The organism is Denitrificimonas caeni (genome assembly GCF_027498055.1).
GTDB lineage: Bacteria > Pseudomonadota > Gammaproteobacteria > Pseudomonadales > Pseudomonadaceae > Denitrificimonas.
Genome location: NZ_CP114976.1, coordinates 116,639 through 131,206, shown reverse-complemented (window position 1 = coordinate 131,206; position 14,568 = coordinate 116,639). Strand labels below are relative to the sequence as shown.

Sequence of the window (14,568 nt, the reverse complement as noted above, 5' to 3'; positions counted from 1 at the left end):
GCGTTACAACACGGGTCTCTTAATGAGGCCCGTGTTGTTTTAGCGCTTAGAGTTTGTCTGTTAAGAAGCGGCCTGTGTGTGAGATTGCTACAGCAGCGATTTCTTCAGGGGTGCCGGTGGCAATAATCTCACCACCACCAGAACCGCCTTCAGGGCCCAAATCAATAATCCAGTCTGCGGTTTTAATCACATCGAGATTGTGTTCAATCACCACAACAGTATTGCCGCGGTCGCGTAAGCGGTGCAATACATCCAATAATTGCTGAATATCAGCAAAGTGCAAACCTGTGGTGGGCTCGTCGAGGATATACAGCGTTTGTCCAGTGTCGCGCTTGGATAGCTCACGGGAGAGCTTGACCCGTTGTGCTTCACCGCCGGATAACGTCGTTGCACTTTGTCCGAGGCGAATATAGGACAGGCCCACATCTACGAGGGTTTGTAAGCGCCGTGCTAGGGCTGGGATTGGGTCAAAGAAAGCTCGCGCTTCTTCGATGGTCATATCCAGCACTTCATGGATGTTTTTGCCTTTATAGCGAATATCCAGAGTTTCACGGTTGTAACGCTTGCTCTTACAGGTGTCGCAGGCCACATAAATGTCAGCTAAGAAGTGCATTTCAACTTTAATAACACCGTCGCCTTGGCAGGCTTCACAGCGGCCACCTTTGACGTTAAAGGAAAAACGTCCAGGGCTATAACCGCGCGCACGGGACTCAGCTACACCGGCAAAGAGCTCACGGATAGGGGTGAAAATACCCGTATAGGTTGCGGGGTTGGAGCGTGGTGTACGGCCAATTGGGCTTTGGTCAATATCCACCACCTTGTCCAGTTGCTCAACACCTTCCAGAGTATCGTAAGGCGCGGCTTCTAAGGTAGTGGCCCCGTTGAGAGCGGTGGCCATTAGCGGATATAACGTATTGTTAATTAGAGTTGATTTACCTGAGCCAGAGACCCCAGTAACACAGGTGAGCAGACCCAGGGGTAAGTCTAAATTGACATTTTTGAGGTTATTGCCCCGCGCGCCATATAAACGCAGCATTTTTTCCGGGTTAATCGGTGTGCGCTCAGCAGGGTAAGTGATTTGCACTGCGCCAGATAAGTACTGACCGGTTAGAGACGCAGGGTTGGCCATCACTTCGGCAGGCGTGCCTTGAGCAACCACTTCACCGCCGTGCACGCCAGCTCCAGGGCCAATATCAACCACGTAATCAGCCATACGAATAGCATCTTCATCATGCTCGACGACAATTACAGTGTTGCCGATTTTACGCAGGTGATCGAGCGTATTGAGTAGGCGTTCATTGTCGCGTTGATGTAAACCAATAGATGGCTCATCAAGGATATACATGACCCCAACTAAGCCTGCACCAATTTGACTGGCCAAACGAATACGCTGGGCTTCGCCGCCAGACAAGGTGTCGGCGCTGCGGTTCAAGGTGAGGTAATTTAAGCCAACGTTGACTAGAAACTGTAAACGCGCACTGATTTCTTTAAGGATTTTCTCGGCAATCTCACCACGTTTGCCGGGCAAGCTTAAGGCGCTGAAATACTCAAAGGCTTCGCCGATTGGCATGGCGGTAATGGTGGGTAAAGTATTGTCGCCGACCCACACATGGCGCGCTTCCCGACGCAGGCGTGCACCTTCACAGTCAGGGCAGGCTTGGGTACTTAAATACTTGGCCAGCTCTTCACGGACGGTATTGGACTCGGTTTCCCGGTAGCGCCGCTCTAAGTTGGGCACTATGCCTTCAAATGGGTGTGAGCGTTTAACAATGTCGCCACGGTCGTTGAGGTAACGGAACTCAATGTCTGTTTTACCTGTGCCGTGCAACACAACTTTCTGCGTGCTGGCATCCAGCTCTTTAAAAGGTGTTTCTAAACTAAAGCCATAGTGATCGGCTAAAGAGTTGAGCATTTGGAAATAGTAAACATTACGGCGGTCCCAGCCACGAATTGCACCTTCAGCAAGGGTTAGTTCGCCATTGACTAAGCGCTTGGTATCAAAGAACTGCTTAACGCCAAGACCATCACAGCTTGGGCAGGCACCGGCTGGATTGTTGAAGGAGAACAGCTTGGGTTCCAGCTCGCTAATCGCATGGCCACAATGGGGGCAGGCAAAGCGGGCAGAAAAGACCATTTCCTCGCTGCCGTCATCATCCATTGAAGCAACCAAAGCAATGCCGTCGGTGAGGCGTAAGGCGGTTTCAAAGGACTCAGCTAAGCGCTGCGCCAAGTCGTCGCGGACTTTAAAGCGGTCCACTACCACATCAATGGAGTGTTTCTTTTGTTTGTCGAGCTTCGGCACTTCATCGATTTCATACAATGTGCCATTGACGCGCACGCGGACAAAACCTTGCGCACGCATTTCATCAAACACTGAGAGGTGCTCACCTTTACGTTCACGCACCACTGGCGCTAGTAACATTAAGCGGCTTTCTGCTTCGCGGTTGAGAACTAAGTCGACCATTTGACTGACGGTTTGTGCTTCTAATGGCACATGGTGGTCTGGGCAATGGGGTATGCCGGCGCGGGCATAGAGCAAGCGCAAATAGTCGTAAATTTCGGTGATGGTACCCACGGTTGAGCGTGGGTTATGTGAGGTTGATTTTTGTTCAATGGAAATTGCTGGCGATAAACCTTCGATGGTGTCGACATCAGGCTTTTCCATCATTGATAAAAACTGGCGAGCATAGGCCGATAATGATTCAACATAGCGGCGCTGGCCTTCGGCATAAAGCGTGTCAAAGGCTAATGAAGATTTACCTGAGCCAGACAGGCCGGTGATTACAATCAGCTTGTTGCGCGGTAAATCGATATCAATATTTTTTAAATTATGGGTGCGAGCCCCACGAACTACTATGGTATCCACTGAATTCCCCGCGTTGCGAGCGTAAACAGTTGAGTATACGGGTTAGAGGGAGGCTGCGGCAAAGTCTTCTGCCTGATAGAATTGCGCCTCTAAATTGGGGAGGTGTTATGCACGATCATAATAGTGACGCAATGAATGCTCAGGAGCGTCGCGCTGCCGGTGGCTTATCATCGGTATTTGCCTTTCGTATGCTGGGCATGTTTATGGTGTTGCCGGTCTTGGTGACCTATGGGCAAGACCTATCTGGCGCCACACCTTTTTTATTAGGACTGGCCATTGGTGCTTATGGTTTAACTCAGGCGGCGTTACAAATTCCGTTTGGTATGCTTTCGGATCGCTTTGGCCGCTTACCGATTATTTATCTAGGTTTATTAATCTTTGCCGCCGGCAGTGTGGTGGCGGGGATGTCTGACTCAGTTTGGGGCGTCATTGCTGGGCGTGTTTTACAAGGGGCTGGGGCTATTTCTGCAGCAGTAATGGCGCTGCTCTCGGACTTAACCCGCGAGCAAAATCGCACCAAAGCCATGGCCATGATTGGGATCAGTATCGGCATTTCTTTTGCGGTTGCTATGGTGGTTGGACCGTTGGTGACTCGCGGCTTTGGTTTGTCTGGATTGTTCTGGTTTACTGCGGCGATGGCAATCTTAGGTATCTTTATCATTGCTTTTGTTGTCCCCAAGCCCACCGTGCAACTGCAAAATCGTGAGGCTGGGGTGGCTCCGTCAGCGTTTGCCGGAATTTTGCGTAATGGTGCTTTGTTGCGCTTAGATTTGGGCATCTTCGTGTTGCATGCCTTGCTTATGGCCAGCTTTATTGCACTGCCTTTGGCTTTAGTTGAGCAGGGTGGCTTGCCTAAAGAGGAGCACTGGTGGGTGTATTTGGTCGCGCTTTTTGTCGGCTTTTTTGCCATGCTGCCCTTTATTATCTATGCTGAAAAAAAGCGCAAAATGAAGCGCGTGTTTCTTGGTGCCATCAGTGTTTTACTGTTTAGTGAATTGTTTTTTTGGTGGTTCGGGCACGGTTTAATCCTATTGGTGATTGGTACCATAGTGTTCTTTACTGCTTTTAATTTGCTTGAGGCAACGCTGCCTTCTTTGATCAGTAAAATAGCACCCGCAGGCGCTAAGGGTACGGCGATGGGCGTCTACTCAACCAGTCAGTTTTTAGGTGCAGCCTTGGGTGGCATGTTAGGTGGCTGGTTGTTTAGCGTGGGCGGTGCACCTGTGGTTTTTGCTAGCTGCGCTGCACTTGCAGCACTTTGGCTGGTTTTTGCTGCTAATATGCAAGAGCCGCCTTATGTAACTAGCATGCGTTTGCCGGTATCCCCTGTGGCTCTGCAAGAAACACAGTGGTTGACGGCGTTAAGCTCGCAAGCGGGTGTGATGGAAGCTGTATTGGTGGCAGAGGAAGCTGCTGTTTATGTGAAATTTGACACGCAAATTATAGATCGTGCCGCTATTGAAGGTTACCTTTAATACATTGGCGTGCTGACCGTTTGGAGAATGATATGGCTCGTGGAATTAACAAAGTAATTTTGATCGGTAATTTGGGCGGCGACCCAGAGACACGCTATTTGCCCAATGGCAATGCGGTGACCAACTTAACCTTAGCAACCAGTGATAGCTGGCGTGACAAGCAAACCGGACAGATGCAAGAGCGCACTGAGTGGCACCGGGTGACATTTTTTGGAAAAATTGCTGAAATTGCTGGGCAGTATTTGCGCAAAGGTTCCAAAATTTATATCGAAGGCCGCCTGCAAACCCGAGAGTGGGAAAAAGATGGCGTTAAGCGCTACACCACAGAAGTGATTGTAGATATTGGTGGCACCATGCAAATGTTGGATAGCCGTGGTGATAATGATGGTGCTAGCCGTGCGCCAGTCTCACGCCCACAGTCGCAGCCACAGCAACAACCGCAAAGCCAGCCGCAACAGCAGCAGCGCCCAGCACCAAGCGTGCAGCATGATGCGCAGCCAGCGCCAGACTACGACAGCTTTGACGACGACATCCCGTTCTAAACAGATAGCATAATTTATAATAATAATTCTGAGGAACTGATATGCAATTACGCTTGGTTTTGCTGGGTGGTGGCAATGCGCTAGGAAAAGCTTTAGTGCGTCTAGGTGCGGAAGACGATATTTCTTTTCTGGCCCCTAGGCCGGAAAAAGGTGCCTGGGATGCCGCCAGCTTAACCAGCTTAATTGATGAAGTGCGGCCTGATGCAGTGATCAATCTTGCCTATTATTATGATTGGTTTCAGGCAGGGGCCGTTGATCCTTTACATTTCATACCGCAAGAGCGCGCCATCGAGCGCTTAGCGCAGTTGTGTAAACATTACGACTGCATCCTCTTACAGCCTTCTAGCTACCGCGTATTTGATGGTGTACGTGCTACTGCGTATAACGAAACCAATGAGTGTAAGCCGCTCAGCCCGCGAGGGCAGGCGTTGATGCGTATGGAGCAAAGTGTTCGTGCTTTGTGTTCCAAGCACGTGTTGTTGCGTATTGGTTGGCTGCTTGATGACAGTCCTGAAGGCGTATTGGGGCGTGTTTTACGTCGTGCACAGGATCATGAGTTGATGGAAATGGCCGATGATCGGCGTGGTAATCCTACTCCGGTAGAAGATGCTGCGCGGGTGATCTTGGCAATATTAAAGCAGTTGGACTGCTCAGCACCTTTGTGGGGAACCTACCATTATGGTGGGCAAGAGGCGGCAACAGCATTGTCTGTTGCGCAAGCAATCTTAGCCGAGGCGCAGGCTTGGCGGCCGCAGCTCAGTCAAGAAGTTGAAGCCCGTGCCCATGCCAGCTTTGCGGATGCGGTAATTGAGCCACAGCATGGAGTACTGGATACACGCAAAATTACCCATACTTTTGGTATTAAACCACGGGCTTGGCGCACAGGCTTAAGCGACTTGCTGGATAGCTACTATCGCAATGTGTAGTCTGGATACGCACGATAGCTAAAGATGATGTGTGGCTGGGTTCGCTACAAGGCGGTACTAGAAAAAATATCGGAAATGCATAGCGGTACAAATAAAAACAGGCGCATTAAGCGCCTGTTTTTTGTTTTAAGCTTCTAAATATTAGAACTTGTAGCCTAAACCAACCATGTAAACCAGTGGCTCAAGGTCGACGTTAACTTTAGCGCGAGCTCCGCCAGCTACATCTACATAAGCGGTGGTATCGATATCAATGTAACGGATTTGTCCATTGAGCATTAAGTTGTCGGTTAACATATAGTCAGCACCGACTTGAGCAGCCCAGCCCCATGTGTTCTTAACATTTAAGCTGTTCAAGCCTTTAGCTTTTGCTTCGCTTGTGGTGCTCTCATCAAAGAACCATGTGTAGTTGATACCTGCTCCAATATAAGGTTGAAAGGCAGACTTGCTGTCCAGCGGGTAGAACACAGCACTTAAGGTTGGTGGTAAGTGTTTTAGGCTACCGAGCTTACCATCTACAGCGTTAGTGCCTTTAATGCTGACATCGTGACTAAAAGGCGTTGCGGCTAACAACTCAACGCCAAAGTGATCAGTGACCATGTAAGCAAAGTTCAAACCTAACTGAGTGTCATTGTCTACAGTCGCTTTACCGCCAAAATCTGTATTACCGCCACGATCCAGTTTAACACTAGAAGAATTTTCTTTAGTTTGCACAGTAATCGCACCAGCACGAACGATAATATCGCCAGCTTGGTGAGCTTGAACTGAGGGTGCAGCAATAGCTAACGCCAATAATGACGAAGCGAATAAAGTTGTGCGCATGATGTGCTCCATTGCAACTTATCGTTTGTGTTGGTTGGTAACGATGTTACGGATTGAAGCACAAAGATTTTTGATACAAGTCAAGAAAGGCTGCAGTAGCTGGTTATCTGTGCCTGAAATCCGTATTTGTTCACAGTAAAGTGCTTGAGTGTATCGTTTTAGCAGCCGCGCAATAGCCCATAGCCTTTTAAATTAAGGCGGATTAATTCTGCTTTTCATAGAGTATCCCGTGGCAAGGCAAAAGCGATGCAGCAATTCGAGTCACAAAGCGGTAAACTTGCCCGCATATTTTTCCTTACTCCGTTGGAGCGTTTCATGACACGCACGAGCTTAAGCCGTTTTCTTATTGAACAAACCCGTTCACATCAAACCCCAGCAGAGCTACGCTTTTTAATCGAAGTGGTAGCACGCGCTTGTAAAATGATTAATCACCAAGTGTCGAAAGGCGCATTGGGTGGTGTTTTAGGCAGCATGGGCACTGAGAACGTGCAAGGTGAAGTACAGAAAAAGCTTGATGTGCTGTCCAATGAAATCTTGCTGGAAGCTAACGAGTGGGGCGGCCACTTAGCCGGTATGGCGTCAGAAGAAATGGATAATGCTTATCAGATTCCAGGTAAGTACCCAAAGGGTTCTTATTTATTGGTGTTTGACCCATTGGATGGATCAAGCAATATTGACGTTAACGTATCAGTGGGGACGATCTTCTCAGTGCTACGTTGCCCTGATCGCAATGGCGAAGAAGGAGATTTGGGCGAAGAAGCCTTTTTGCAGGCCGGTACCGAGCAAGTTGCTGCGGGTTACGCCATTTACGGCCCACAAACCATGTTAGTACTGACCCTAGGTAATGGCGTTAAAGGCTTTACCTTAGATTCAGAAATGGGTTCATTTATTTTGACCCATGACAATATTCGCGTGCCTGAAACCACCGCTGAATTTGCAATTAATATGTCCAACCAGCGTCACTGGGAAGCACCTGTTAAGCGTTATGTGGATGAGTTATTACAGGGGCAAGAAGGGCCTTTGGAAAAAGATTACAATATGCGCTGGGTTGCCGCGATGGTGGCTGATGTACACCGTATCTTGACCCGTGGCGGTATCTTTATGTACCCGCGTGATGCCCGTGAGCCAGAAAAACCTGGCAAATTACGCTTGATGTACGAAGCCAATCCGATGTCGTTTATTATTGAGCAGGCAGGCGGTGTGTCGACCAATGGCCATCAGCGTATTATGGATATTCAGCCCGAATCACTGCATGAGCGTGTGGCGGTCTTCTTAGGCTCTAAAGATGAAGTTGAGCGCATCACCGGTTATCACAGCAAGTAAATAGAGCTGTTAAAGCCTCTATTGGTAGATACATAGCAGGCACTCACTAGGCGTTTAACAGCCTATTGAGTGCCGTCAACGATCAGTCCCACTGCAGTTGTACGAGCTGCCAATCTTTATCGTCGAGCTGCCACTGACTGTTTACTTTGTAGTAATCAGCTCGCTCTGGAATTAGCCCCTGCGCGCCACTAATAGCCACCTGCGCGCTGCAGTGGCCACGGTCACGATAGCTGTTATCCAGCTGACAGGTTCGATTGATCACTAAAATGTTGACGTTCTTAAAGCGCATAAAGAGTAGCAGCATGTATTGTTGCGCAGCTTTTTTATCCATCCCTTGTTGAGCGCTAAAATCTTGATGTAATTGCTCAGTAACGGCAGAGTTGCGTTTGCTACTTAGGTTTTCCTCTAAGCTTTGTGCGGCAGCATCGAGCGCATCAATGGGCGATTGCGAGTGGCAGGCCAGCAAACTCAGGGATAACATAAACAGTGCGCATGAACGTAGCAGTATCGACATGGTATCGCTCTCAAAAATTAATCATGCCTGCATCTTAATCGACTGAAGTTAGAGAGGCGAATGTGAAAGCATTATTGCAGCGGGTGAGCCAAGCCAGTGTCAGCATTGACGGAGCTGAAGTGGCGCGGATCGATACTGGATTATTGGTGCTGGTGGGTCTCGAGCCCGGTGATAATCAGCAAAGTTTAGAAAAAATGCTGCACAAGTTGCTGAATTACCGCGTGTTTGCCGATGAGCAAGAACGCATGAATAAATCCTTGACGGATATTCAGGGCGGCTTGTTATTGGTGTCACAATTTACTTTGGCTGCTGATACGCGCAGCGGTTTGCGTCCAGGATTTTCAACCGCAGCAGCTCCCGCGCAAGCAGAAGCATTATTTGCGCAACTGGTACAAATGGCTCAAGCGCGTTATGCCAAGGTGCAGACCGGTCAGTTTGGCGCGGATATGCAGGTGCAGTTGGTCAATGATGGGCCGGTGACTTTTATGCTAGAGGTCTAGTGCGCTGCTTTTAGCGCGCTTAATAAAACCCGCGCACGGCTTGTACGCGGCTTTCAGGGTTAAATAAATAACGCCTTTATCCGGAGTGCCAGAGTGCGTAGACAACCACTGCGCACTCTGGGGGCTGTTCAAACGCGGTGCTTTAATAAGCGCAAGCTATTGAGAATCACCAATAAGCTGGCGCCAAGGTCAGCAAAGACAGCCATCCACATCGTTGCTTGGCCGCTAATGGCTAAGACTAAAAACACCACTTTAATGGCAATAGCAAAGCTGATGTTTTGCTTAAGAATCGTGGCTGTGCGTTGCGATAAACGGATAAATTGCGGGATCTTGCGTAAATCAGCATCCATTAAGGCGATATTGGCCGCTTCCACTGCGGTGTCTGAACCCGCTGCGGCCATGGCAAAGCTGATATTGGCTTGTGCCAGTGCTGGCGCATCATTGATCCCATCTCCCACCATGCCGACCACTTGCTGCGCATCGCTTTGCAGGTGTTGCAGGTGCTGGAGTTTGTCTTCCGGCAGCATCTCACCGCTAGCGTGCTCAATCCCCACTTGTGCGGCAATGGCGCTGGCGGTGTGCTGATTATCGCCACTGAGCATCAGCGTATGGATGCCTAAGGCGTGCAGTTGCGCAATGGCTTCAGCGGCTTGTTCGCGCAGCGTATCGGCCACGGCAAAACAGGCCAGTACTCGCTCTTCGCTGGCTAGCATGACGACGCTTTGGCCTTGTAGCTCCAGCGCGTTGAGTTGTGTTTGCAGTGCTGATGTACTCAGTTTGAGCTCTTGTATCAAGCGGTGATTGCCTAAGTAATAGCGCACACCGTTAATACGGCCACTGCTGCCGCGGCCGAGCAGCGCCTCGAAGTCACTGACCTCATACCAGTGTTCTTGCTGAGCAAGAAAAGCCTTGTGAATGGCTAACGACACCGGATGATCAGAGCGCGCAGCAAGGCTAGCTGCCAGATGTTGAGCGTTATGCTCTGGGTCATTGAGTAGCAGCGTTTGCGTTAAGACAGGTGTACCATGGGTGAGGGTGCCGGTTTTATCAAAGGCTAAAGTCGTCAGCTCTTTACCTTGTTCTAAAAATACGCCACCTTTAATCAAAATACCTTGGCGTGCGGCTTGAGTCAGGGCGCTGACCACGGCCACGGGCGTGGAAATCACTAGCGCACAAGGGCAGGCAATCACTAGTAAAACTAGAGCTTTATACAGCCAGTCGCTCCACAAACCGCCAAATAATAACGGCGGCACGATGGCCACTAAGCAGGCGATGGCCACGACAATCGGCGTATAAATTTTGGCAAAACGATCAATAAAACGCTGGGTGGGCGCACGGCTGGCTTGCGCTTCTTCGACCGCATGAATAATGCGCGCCAGTGTTGAGTTGTCGCGGGTGGCACTGGTGACGTACTCCAGCGCGCCCTGCATATTGATGCTGCCAGCAAATAAAGGGCTGTCGACGCTCTTTTCCACTGGCAAGCTTTCGCCAGTAATCGGCGCTTGGTTTACTGTTGAGTTGCCGCTGACGACGATGCCATCAAGTGGTACGCGCTCGCCGGGTTGTAGACGCACACGGGTGCCGATCGCCACTGTTTCAGCTTGGCTGGTCTGCCACTGCCCATTGATTAATGTCAGTGCTGTTTCCGGAGCCAGCTCTAAAACACTATGAATGGCATAGCGGGCGCGATCGAGCGACTTGGATTCAATCCACTCCGCCAAAGCAAAGAGAAAAGTCACCATCGCAGCTTCCGGCCAGTGGCCAATAAACAGCGCGCCGGTTACGGCAATGGTCATTAAGGCGTTGATATTGAGATTGCCGTTACGAATGGCCACCCAGCCTTTTTTCAGCACTGGTAAACCCACGGTGGCAATCACCACGCAAGTGAGAGGGATCACCGCCCAGTGCGAATCAGCCATGGTCCACTCAGCGACTTCAGTAAAAGTGGCGGCGATCCCGGCAATGATAAGTGGCCATAAGGATTGCTTAGGCGGTTGTGCAATATTTTGCGAGTCGCCTTGCTGCTGAGGATTAAAGCCAATGCTTTGTAATGCTTGCACAATGCTGTCGAATGCCTGCTCGGCATGAGTCACCGTCAGCTGGCGGCGCATCAGGTTGAATTCCACTGCGCTAATCTCGGGCAAAGTGACGAGCTTGCTACGGATAAGTTGCTCTTCAGTGGGGCAGTCCATCTCGGTAATGATAAAGACGCTGCTGATATGGCTCGGGTCTTTATCTGCAGAACCGGCTGGCGCAGATTGCGTATGGGGTATGCCACATTCAGTTTTGCAAGATTTCATAGATGCTCCAATAACGCGTGGCCTTTGCTTAGATTTAAAAGCCTACCACGGTGGTAGAGTCAAGCGCTGTACATTGGCAGCAGCACAGCTAAACCTGCCAATAATGACAGCAGAATCGGCAGCGCCACACGCAGCAGCATCGCGCGACCGCCAATGGAAACGGCCATACCAGCCTTCATCAGATTGTTCACTGAAGAGGCGATAATAATGCCAATAATAACCGTTGTGCTCTCAAGGCCGGTTTGCGACATGCGCGTTAAGGACAGGGTGATGGCGTCTACATCAGTGATACCGGAAACGGTGGCCAGTACGTAAATTCCCGCATTACCCAACCATTGCTTTAAAACGCTAGCCATCAACAAAATCACTGTGAGCAGTGCGCCCAGCAGCAGCGCTGATTTTAAGTCGAGTGGGTTGCTGGATAAGGCCGGCTGTTCCACTCGGGTGCCGTTACGGTGTTTGCGCCAGATTAATAATGCCGGCAAATATAGCACCAGCGTCATAATTAAGAGCGGAAGAGTTAAGTGGCCCAAGAGCGCAGGGTTAATCATTGCGCAATACAATAATATGCGCAGGTACATGGTGCCGCAGGCGATCAGAATACCGGATGATAACAGTGGTGAGATCTGTGCTGTTTGCCGCGCCAGTCGAGAAAAGTGCAGCGTCAATGCGGTGGATGAGGCTAGCCCGGCAAAGAGACTGGTGAATAAAATGCCTTTTTCTGTACCACCCACTCGCATGGCAAAATAACCCACAAATGAAATCGAGGCGATCAGTACCACCATCCACCAAATTTCATAGGGGTTGAGCATGCCGCCGGGGCCGATGCCTTCATTGGGCAGTAACGGCAGCATCACTACAGAAATCAATAGCAGCTTTAATGCGGCATCCAGTTCGTGTTCTTGTAGGCGATTGAGTGCGCTGTGAATTTCGTTTTTATTGTCGAGTATTATCGTCGTGATCACCGCCGCAGTGGCAGCTACGGCGATGTCTACGGCAACCGCCACAGCACCAAAACAGAACGTCAGTAAGATACCAATAATACCGGTGATGCTGTAATCGCGCATTTGCAGCATGCGCACGCGGTAGGCCATCACTGCCGCAACGCAGACCGCCAGTAAGCTGGCTGGCAATACCCAAGGTGTGACCTTGAGCGATAATAGCGCTGTAATACCGCCCAGCAAGCCGACCAGTGCGTAAGTGCGCATGCCGGCTACCCGCTCTCCAGATTTCTGTTCGCGGGTTGCCCAGCCGCGCTCTAAACCAGTGAGCGCGCCCAGCAATAAGGCAACTGCGAGCTGGATAATGATTTTTTGTTCGCTGACAAACTGTTCGGCAAAACTTTCCATTGGGCACCTTAGCTGTGCAGATTGGGCCGTGCGCTGTGCAGTACCTTTCACTGTAGCGCTCAGCCTGCCTAGATTATAAGGCTACAGTTTAGGGGTTTAAAATAAACGTGCCAACAGCGCAGGCACTGCGGTTTCCACACGCAAAATACGCTCGCCCAGTTGCACCGGACTCAGGCCGGCTTTGCTTAGCAGTTCCACCTCATAGGGAATCCATCCGCCTTCGGGGCCAATTGCTAGGGTCACCGACTCGCTGAGGGCGCGTGGGCATTCCGGGAAATCGCCAGGATGGGCGATTAAACCGCGGGTGTTGGCGGCCATGGCAGGCAACTCATCTTCGACAAAAGGTTTGAAACGTTTGGCTAAGATAATGTTTGGCAAGACAGTGTCGCGGGCTTGTTCAAGGCCTAAAAGCAATTGCTCATGCAGTGCTTCAGGTTGTAAAAAAGGTGTTTGCCAAAAGCTTTTTTCCACGCGGTAGCTATTGATTAGCACCAACTTCGCCACACCCATGCTGGCAATGGTCTGCAAGGTGCGCCGCAGCATTTTGGGGCGGGGCAAAGCCAATAGTAGGGTAATGGGCAGCTTAGCCGGTGGCGGCTGCTGGAAGTCAACGTGCAGCTCAGCAGCCGTATCATCAATTGCTAACAGAGTTGCTTGTCCTTGCAAGCCACCTAAACAGCCAGCGCGCAGGGTTTGCCCTACGCTGGCTTTATGCACTGAGTTTAGATGTTGGAGTCGACGGTCGCTAATGCGGACACGGTCTGTGGCAATAAAGTCAGCCTGACTGACGAGCAATAGATTCATGATTGGACAGGCGGTTTTTGCTCGGTATTGTCATCCTCTGACGAGGGCTCTTCGCTAGCCTTATTAGCAGCTTGTTCTTTTTGAATAATGCCACCAAAAATTACCCCTATCTCAAACAGCAGCCACATCGGCACAGCGAGTAGGGTTTGTGAAAAAACATCCGGTGGAGTGAGGAGCATGCCAACGAAAAAACAACCGACAATCACGTAAGGACGGCTTTTTCTTAAAGTAGCCACGTCAACCATGCCCGTCCAGGCCAACAAAAATGTAGCAATGGGGATTTGGAAAGCCACACCGAAAGCAAAAAACAAGGTTAAAACAAAGTCCAGATATTGACTGATATCGGTCATCATCTCGACCCCTTGTGGTGTTACGCTGGCAAAAAAACCAAACATAATCGGGAAAACCACAAAGTAGGCAAAGGCCATTCCAGCATAAAATAAGACAATACTGGCGATCATCAGCGGTACGGCTATGCGCTTTTCATGCTTATACAAGCCAGGGGCAATAAAGCCCCAAATTTGCTGTAAAATCACCGGCATGCTGAGAAACAGCGAAACCACCATAGTCAGTTTAAATGGCGTTAGAAAAGGGGAGGCCACGCCAGTGGCAATCATGGTGGCGCCATCAGGCAAATAGGTGCGCAGCGGTGCAGCAACTATCGCGTAAATATCTTGGGAGAAATAAAACAGCGCAGCAAACACCACTAGTACAGTGATTACGCAACGCAACAGTCGTGTGCGTAACTCTAGTAAATGGGCAAGCAGCGGCATGTGGTTTTCCGGCTCTTGGGAAGTACTCATGGTGACTGCTCTTTATCGACTGGGGTGCTGTCTTTAGGTTTAGAAGTATCTTCAAATAAGGTTTGTAGCGGTTGCTCGCTAAGTATTTTATTGGCTTTATCAGACGTTTCTTTAAGAATTTGGCGTTCTTTTTCCAGAATGCCTTCGTTGTGCAGCTCGCGGCGAATGTCATCAGCGCCGAGCTCCCGCGCAACATCTTCTTTGATACTGCTTACGCCGCGCTTAATCCGGCCCACCCACAAGCCCGCCACCCGTGCGGCAGCGGGTAAGCGTTCAGGGCCGATGACCAGTAGGGCAACAACAGCAATTAGAATCAGTTCAGAGAAGCCAATATCAAACATGGGTTA

At 50.1% G+C, this 14,568-nt stretch carries 13 protein-coding genes; 5 read left to right on the top strand and 8 right to left on the bottom strand.

What is annotated here, in order from left to right; translation table 11 throughout:
- Positions 1 to 46 precede the first annotated feature (46 nt).
- Complete coding sequence (gene uvrA, locus O6P33_RS00635; RefSeq protein WP_269818338.1) at positions 47 to 2,866, bottom strand: excinuclease ABC subunit UvrA; 2,820 nt, start codon at positions 2,864 to 2,866, stop codon at positions 47 to 49.
- A gap of 107 nt (positions 2,867 to 2,973) precedes the next feature.
- On the opposite strand from uvrA, the gene O6P33_RS00630 reads away from it, so the two are divergent.
- From O6P33_RS00630 to O6P33_RS00620, 3 genes are read left to right on the top strand one after another with little or no spacing between them, the layout of a single operon-like run.
- Entirely contained in the window at positions 2,974 to 4,341 is a 1,368-nt protein-coding gene (locus tag O6P33_RS00630; RefSeq protein ID WP_269818337.1) for an MFS transporter, read from the top strand.
- A 32-nt stretch (positions 4,342 to 4,373) separates the two neighbouring features.
- Positions 4,374 to 4,883, top strand: a complete 510-nt coding sequence (locus O6P33_RS00625; RefSeq protein ID WP_269818336.1) for a single-stranded DNA-binding protein — start codon at positions 4,374 to 4,376, stop codon at positions 4,881 to 4,883.
- A gap of 41 nt (positions 4,884 to 4,924) precedes the next feature.
- Positions 4,925 to 5,809 (top strand): sugar nucleotide-binding protein, encoded by an 885-nt coding sequence (locus O6P33_RS00620; protein ID WP_269818335.1) that lies wholly within the window; start codon positions 4,925 to 4,927, stop codon positions 5,807 to 5,809.
- A gap of 141 nt (positions 5,810 to 5,950) precedes the next feature.
- Here the strand turns inward: O6P33_RS00620 and O6P33_RS00615 are convergent, their stop codons facing one another.
- Positions 5,951 to 6,628 carry an OmpW/AlkL family protein gene (locus tag O6P33_RS00615; RefSeq protein ID WP_269818334.1) on the bottom strand — a complete coding sequence of 226 codons (678 nt, stop codon included), beginning with the start codon at positions 6,626 to 6,628 and terminating at the stop codon, positions 5,951 to 5,953.
- A gap of 315 nt (positions 6,629 to 6,943) precedes the next feature.
- On the opposite strand from O6P33_RS00615, the gene O6P33_RS00610 reads away from it, so the two are divergent.
- Positions 6,944 to 7,951: a class 1 fructose-bisphosphatase gene (locus O6P33_RS00610; protein ID WP_269818333.1), complete on the top strand. Its 1,008-nt coding sequence runs from the start codon at positions 6,944 to 6,946 to the stop codon at positions 7,949 to 7,951.
- A gap of 82 nt (positions 7,952 to 8,033) precedes the next feature.
- Here O6P33_RS00610 and O6P33_RS00605 read toward each other — a convergent pair whose 3' ends face one another.
- Positions 8,034 to 8,465, bottom strand: coding sequence for a hypothetical protein (locus O6P33_RS00605; RefSeq protein ID WP_269818332.1), 432 nt, complete (start codon positions 8,463 to 8,465; stop codon positions 8,034 to 8,036).
- Between the two features lie 62 nt (positions 8,466 to 8,527).
- Between O6P33_RS00605 and dtd the strand changes: the two genes are divergently transcribed.
- Positions 8,528 to 8,965 (top strand): D-aminoacyl-tRNA deacylase, encoded by a 438-nt coding sequence (gene dtd, locus O6P33_RS00600; RefSeq protein ID WP_269818331.1) that lies wholly within the window; start codon positions 8,528 to 8,530, stop codon positions 8,963 to 8,965.
- Between the two features lie 128 nt (positions 8,966 to 9,093).
- On the opposite strand, the gene O6P33_RS00595 is transcribed toward dtd, so the two are convergent.
- The 5 genes from O6P33_RS00595 to tatB form a co-directional block, all read right to left on the bottom strand.
- Positions 9,094 to 11,265: a heavy metal translocating P-type ATPase gene (locus O6P33_RS00595; protein WP_269818330.1), complete on the bottom strand. Its 2,172-nt coding sequence runs from the start codon at positions 11,263 to 11,265 to the stop codon at positions 9,094 to 9,096.
- 59 nt (positions 11,266 to 11,324) lie between these two features.
- Positions 11,325 to 12,614 (bottom strand): MgtC/SapB family protein, encoded by a 1,290-nt coding sequence (locus tag O6P33_RS00590; RefSeq protein WP_269818329.1) that lies wholly within the window; start codon positions 12,612 to 12,614, stop codon positions 11,325 to 11,327.
- A gap of 96 nt (positions 12,615 to 12,710) precedes the next feature.
- Positions 12,711 to 13,418 (bottom strand): 16S rRNA (uracil(1498)-N(3))-methyltransferase, encoded by a 708-nt coding sequence (locus tag O6P33_RS00585; protein WP_269818328.1) that lies wholly within the window; start codon positions 13,416 to 13,418, stop codon positions 12,711 to 12,713.
- Positions 13,415 to 14,221 (bottom strand): twin-arginine translocase subunit TatC, encoded by an 807-nt coding sequence (gene tatC, locus O6P33_RS00580; protein WP_269818327.1) that lies wholly within the window; start codon positions 14,219 to 14,221, stop codon positions 13,415 to 13,417. The genes O6P33_RS00585 and tatC overlap by 4 nt, the downstream gene beginning before the upstream one ends.
- On the bottom strand, positions 14,218 to 14,562 hold the full coding sequence (tatB, locus tag O6P33_RS00575; RefSeq protein ID WP_269818326.1) for a Sec-independent protein translocase protein TatB: 345 nt from the start codon (positions 14,560 to 14,562) through the stop codon (positions 14,218 to 14,220). The genes tatC and tatB overlap by 4 nt, the downstream gene beginning before the upstream one ends.
- Positions 14,563 to 14,568: the final 6 nt, after the last annotated feature.

Excerpts from the sequence above, each read along its gene's own strand:
- O6P33_RS00630 (WP_269818337.1), top strand. The coding sequence starts at position 2,974 with ATGCACGATCATAATAGTGACGCAATGAATGCTCAGGAGCGTCGCGCT.
- O6P33_RS00625 (WP_269818336.1), top strand. The coding sequence starts at position 4,374 with ATGGCTCGTGGAATTAACAAAGTAATTTTGATCGGTAATTTGGGCGGC.
- O6P33_RS00620 (WP_269818335.1), top strand. The coding sequence starts at position 4,925 with ATGCAATTACGCTTGGTTTTGCTGGGTGGTGGCAATGCGCTAGGAAAA.
- O6P33_RS00615 (WP_269818334.1), bottom strand. The coding sequence starts at position 6,628 with ATGCGCACAACTTTATTCGCTTCGTCATTATTGGCGTTAGCTATTGCT.
- O6P33_RS00610 (WP_269818333.1), top strand. The coding sequence starts at position 6,944 with ATGACACGCACGAGCTTAAGCCGTTTTCTTATTGAACAAACCCGTTCA.
- O6P33_RS00605 (WP_269818332.1), bottom strand. The coding sequence starts at position 8,465 with ATGTCGATACTGCTACGTTCATGCGCACTGTTTATGTTATCCCTGAGT.
- O6P33_RS00595 (WP_269818330.1), bottom strand. The coding sequence starts at position 11,265 with ATGAAATCTTGCAAAACTGAATGTGGCATACCCCATACGCAATCTGCG.
- O6P33_RS00590 (WP_269818329.1), bottom strand. The coding sequence starts at position 12,614 with ATGGAAAGTTTTGCCGAACAGTTTGTCAGCGAACAAAAAATCATTATC.
- O6P33_RS00585 (WP_269818328.1), bottom strand. The coding sequence starts at position 13,418 with ATGAATCTATTGCTCGTCAGTCAGGCTGACTTTATTGCCACAGACCGT.
- tatC (WP_269818327.1), bottom strand. The coding sequence starts at position 14,221 with ATGAGTACTTCCCAAGAGCCGGAAAACCACATGCCGCTGCTTGCCCAT.
- tatB (WP_269818326.1), bottom strand. The coding sequence starts at position 14,562 with ATGTTTGATATTGGCTTCTCTGAACTGATTCTAATTGCTGTTGTTGCC.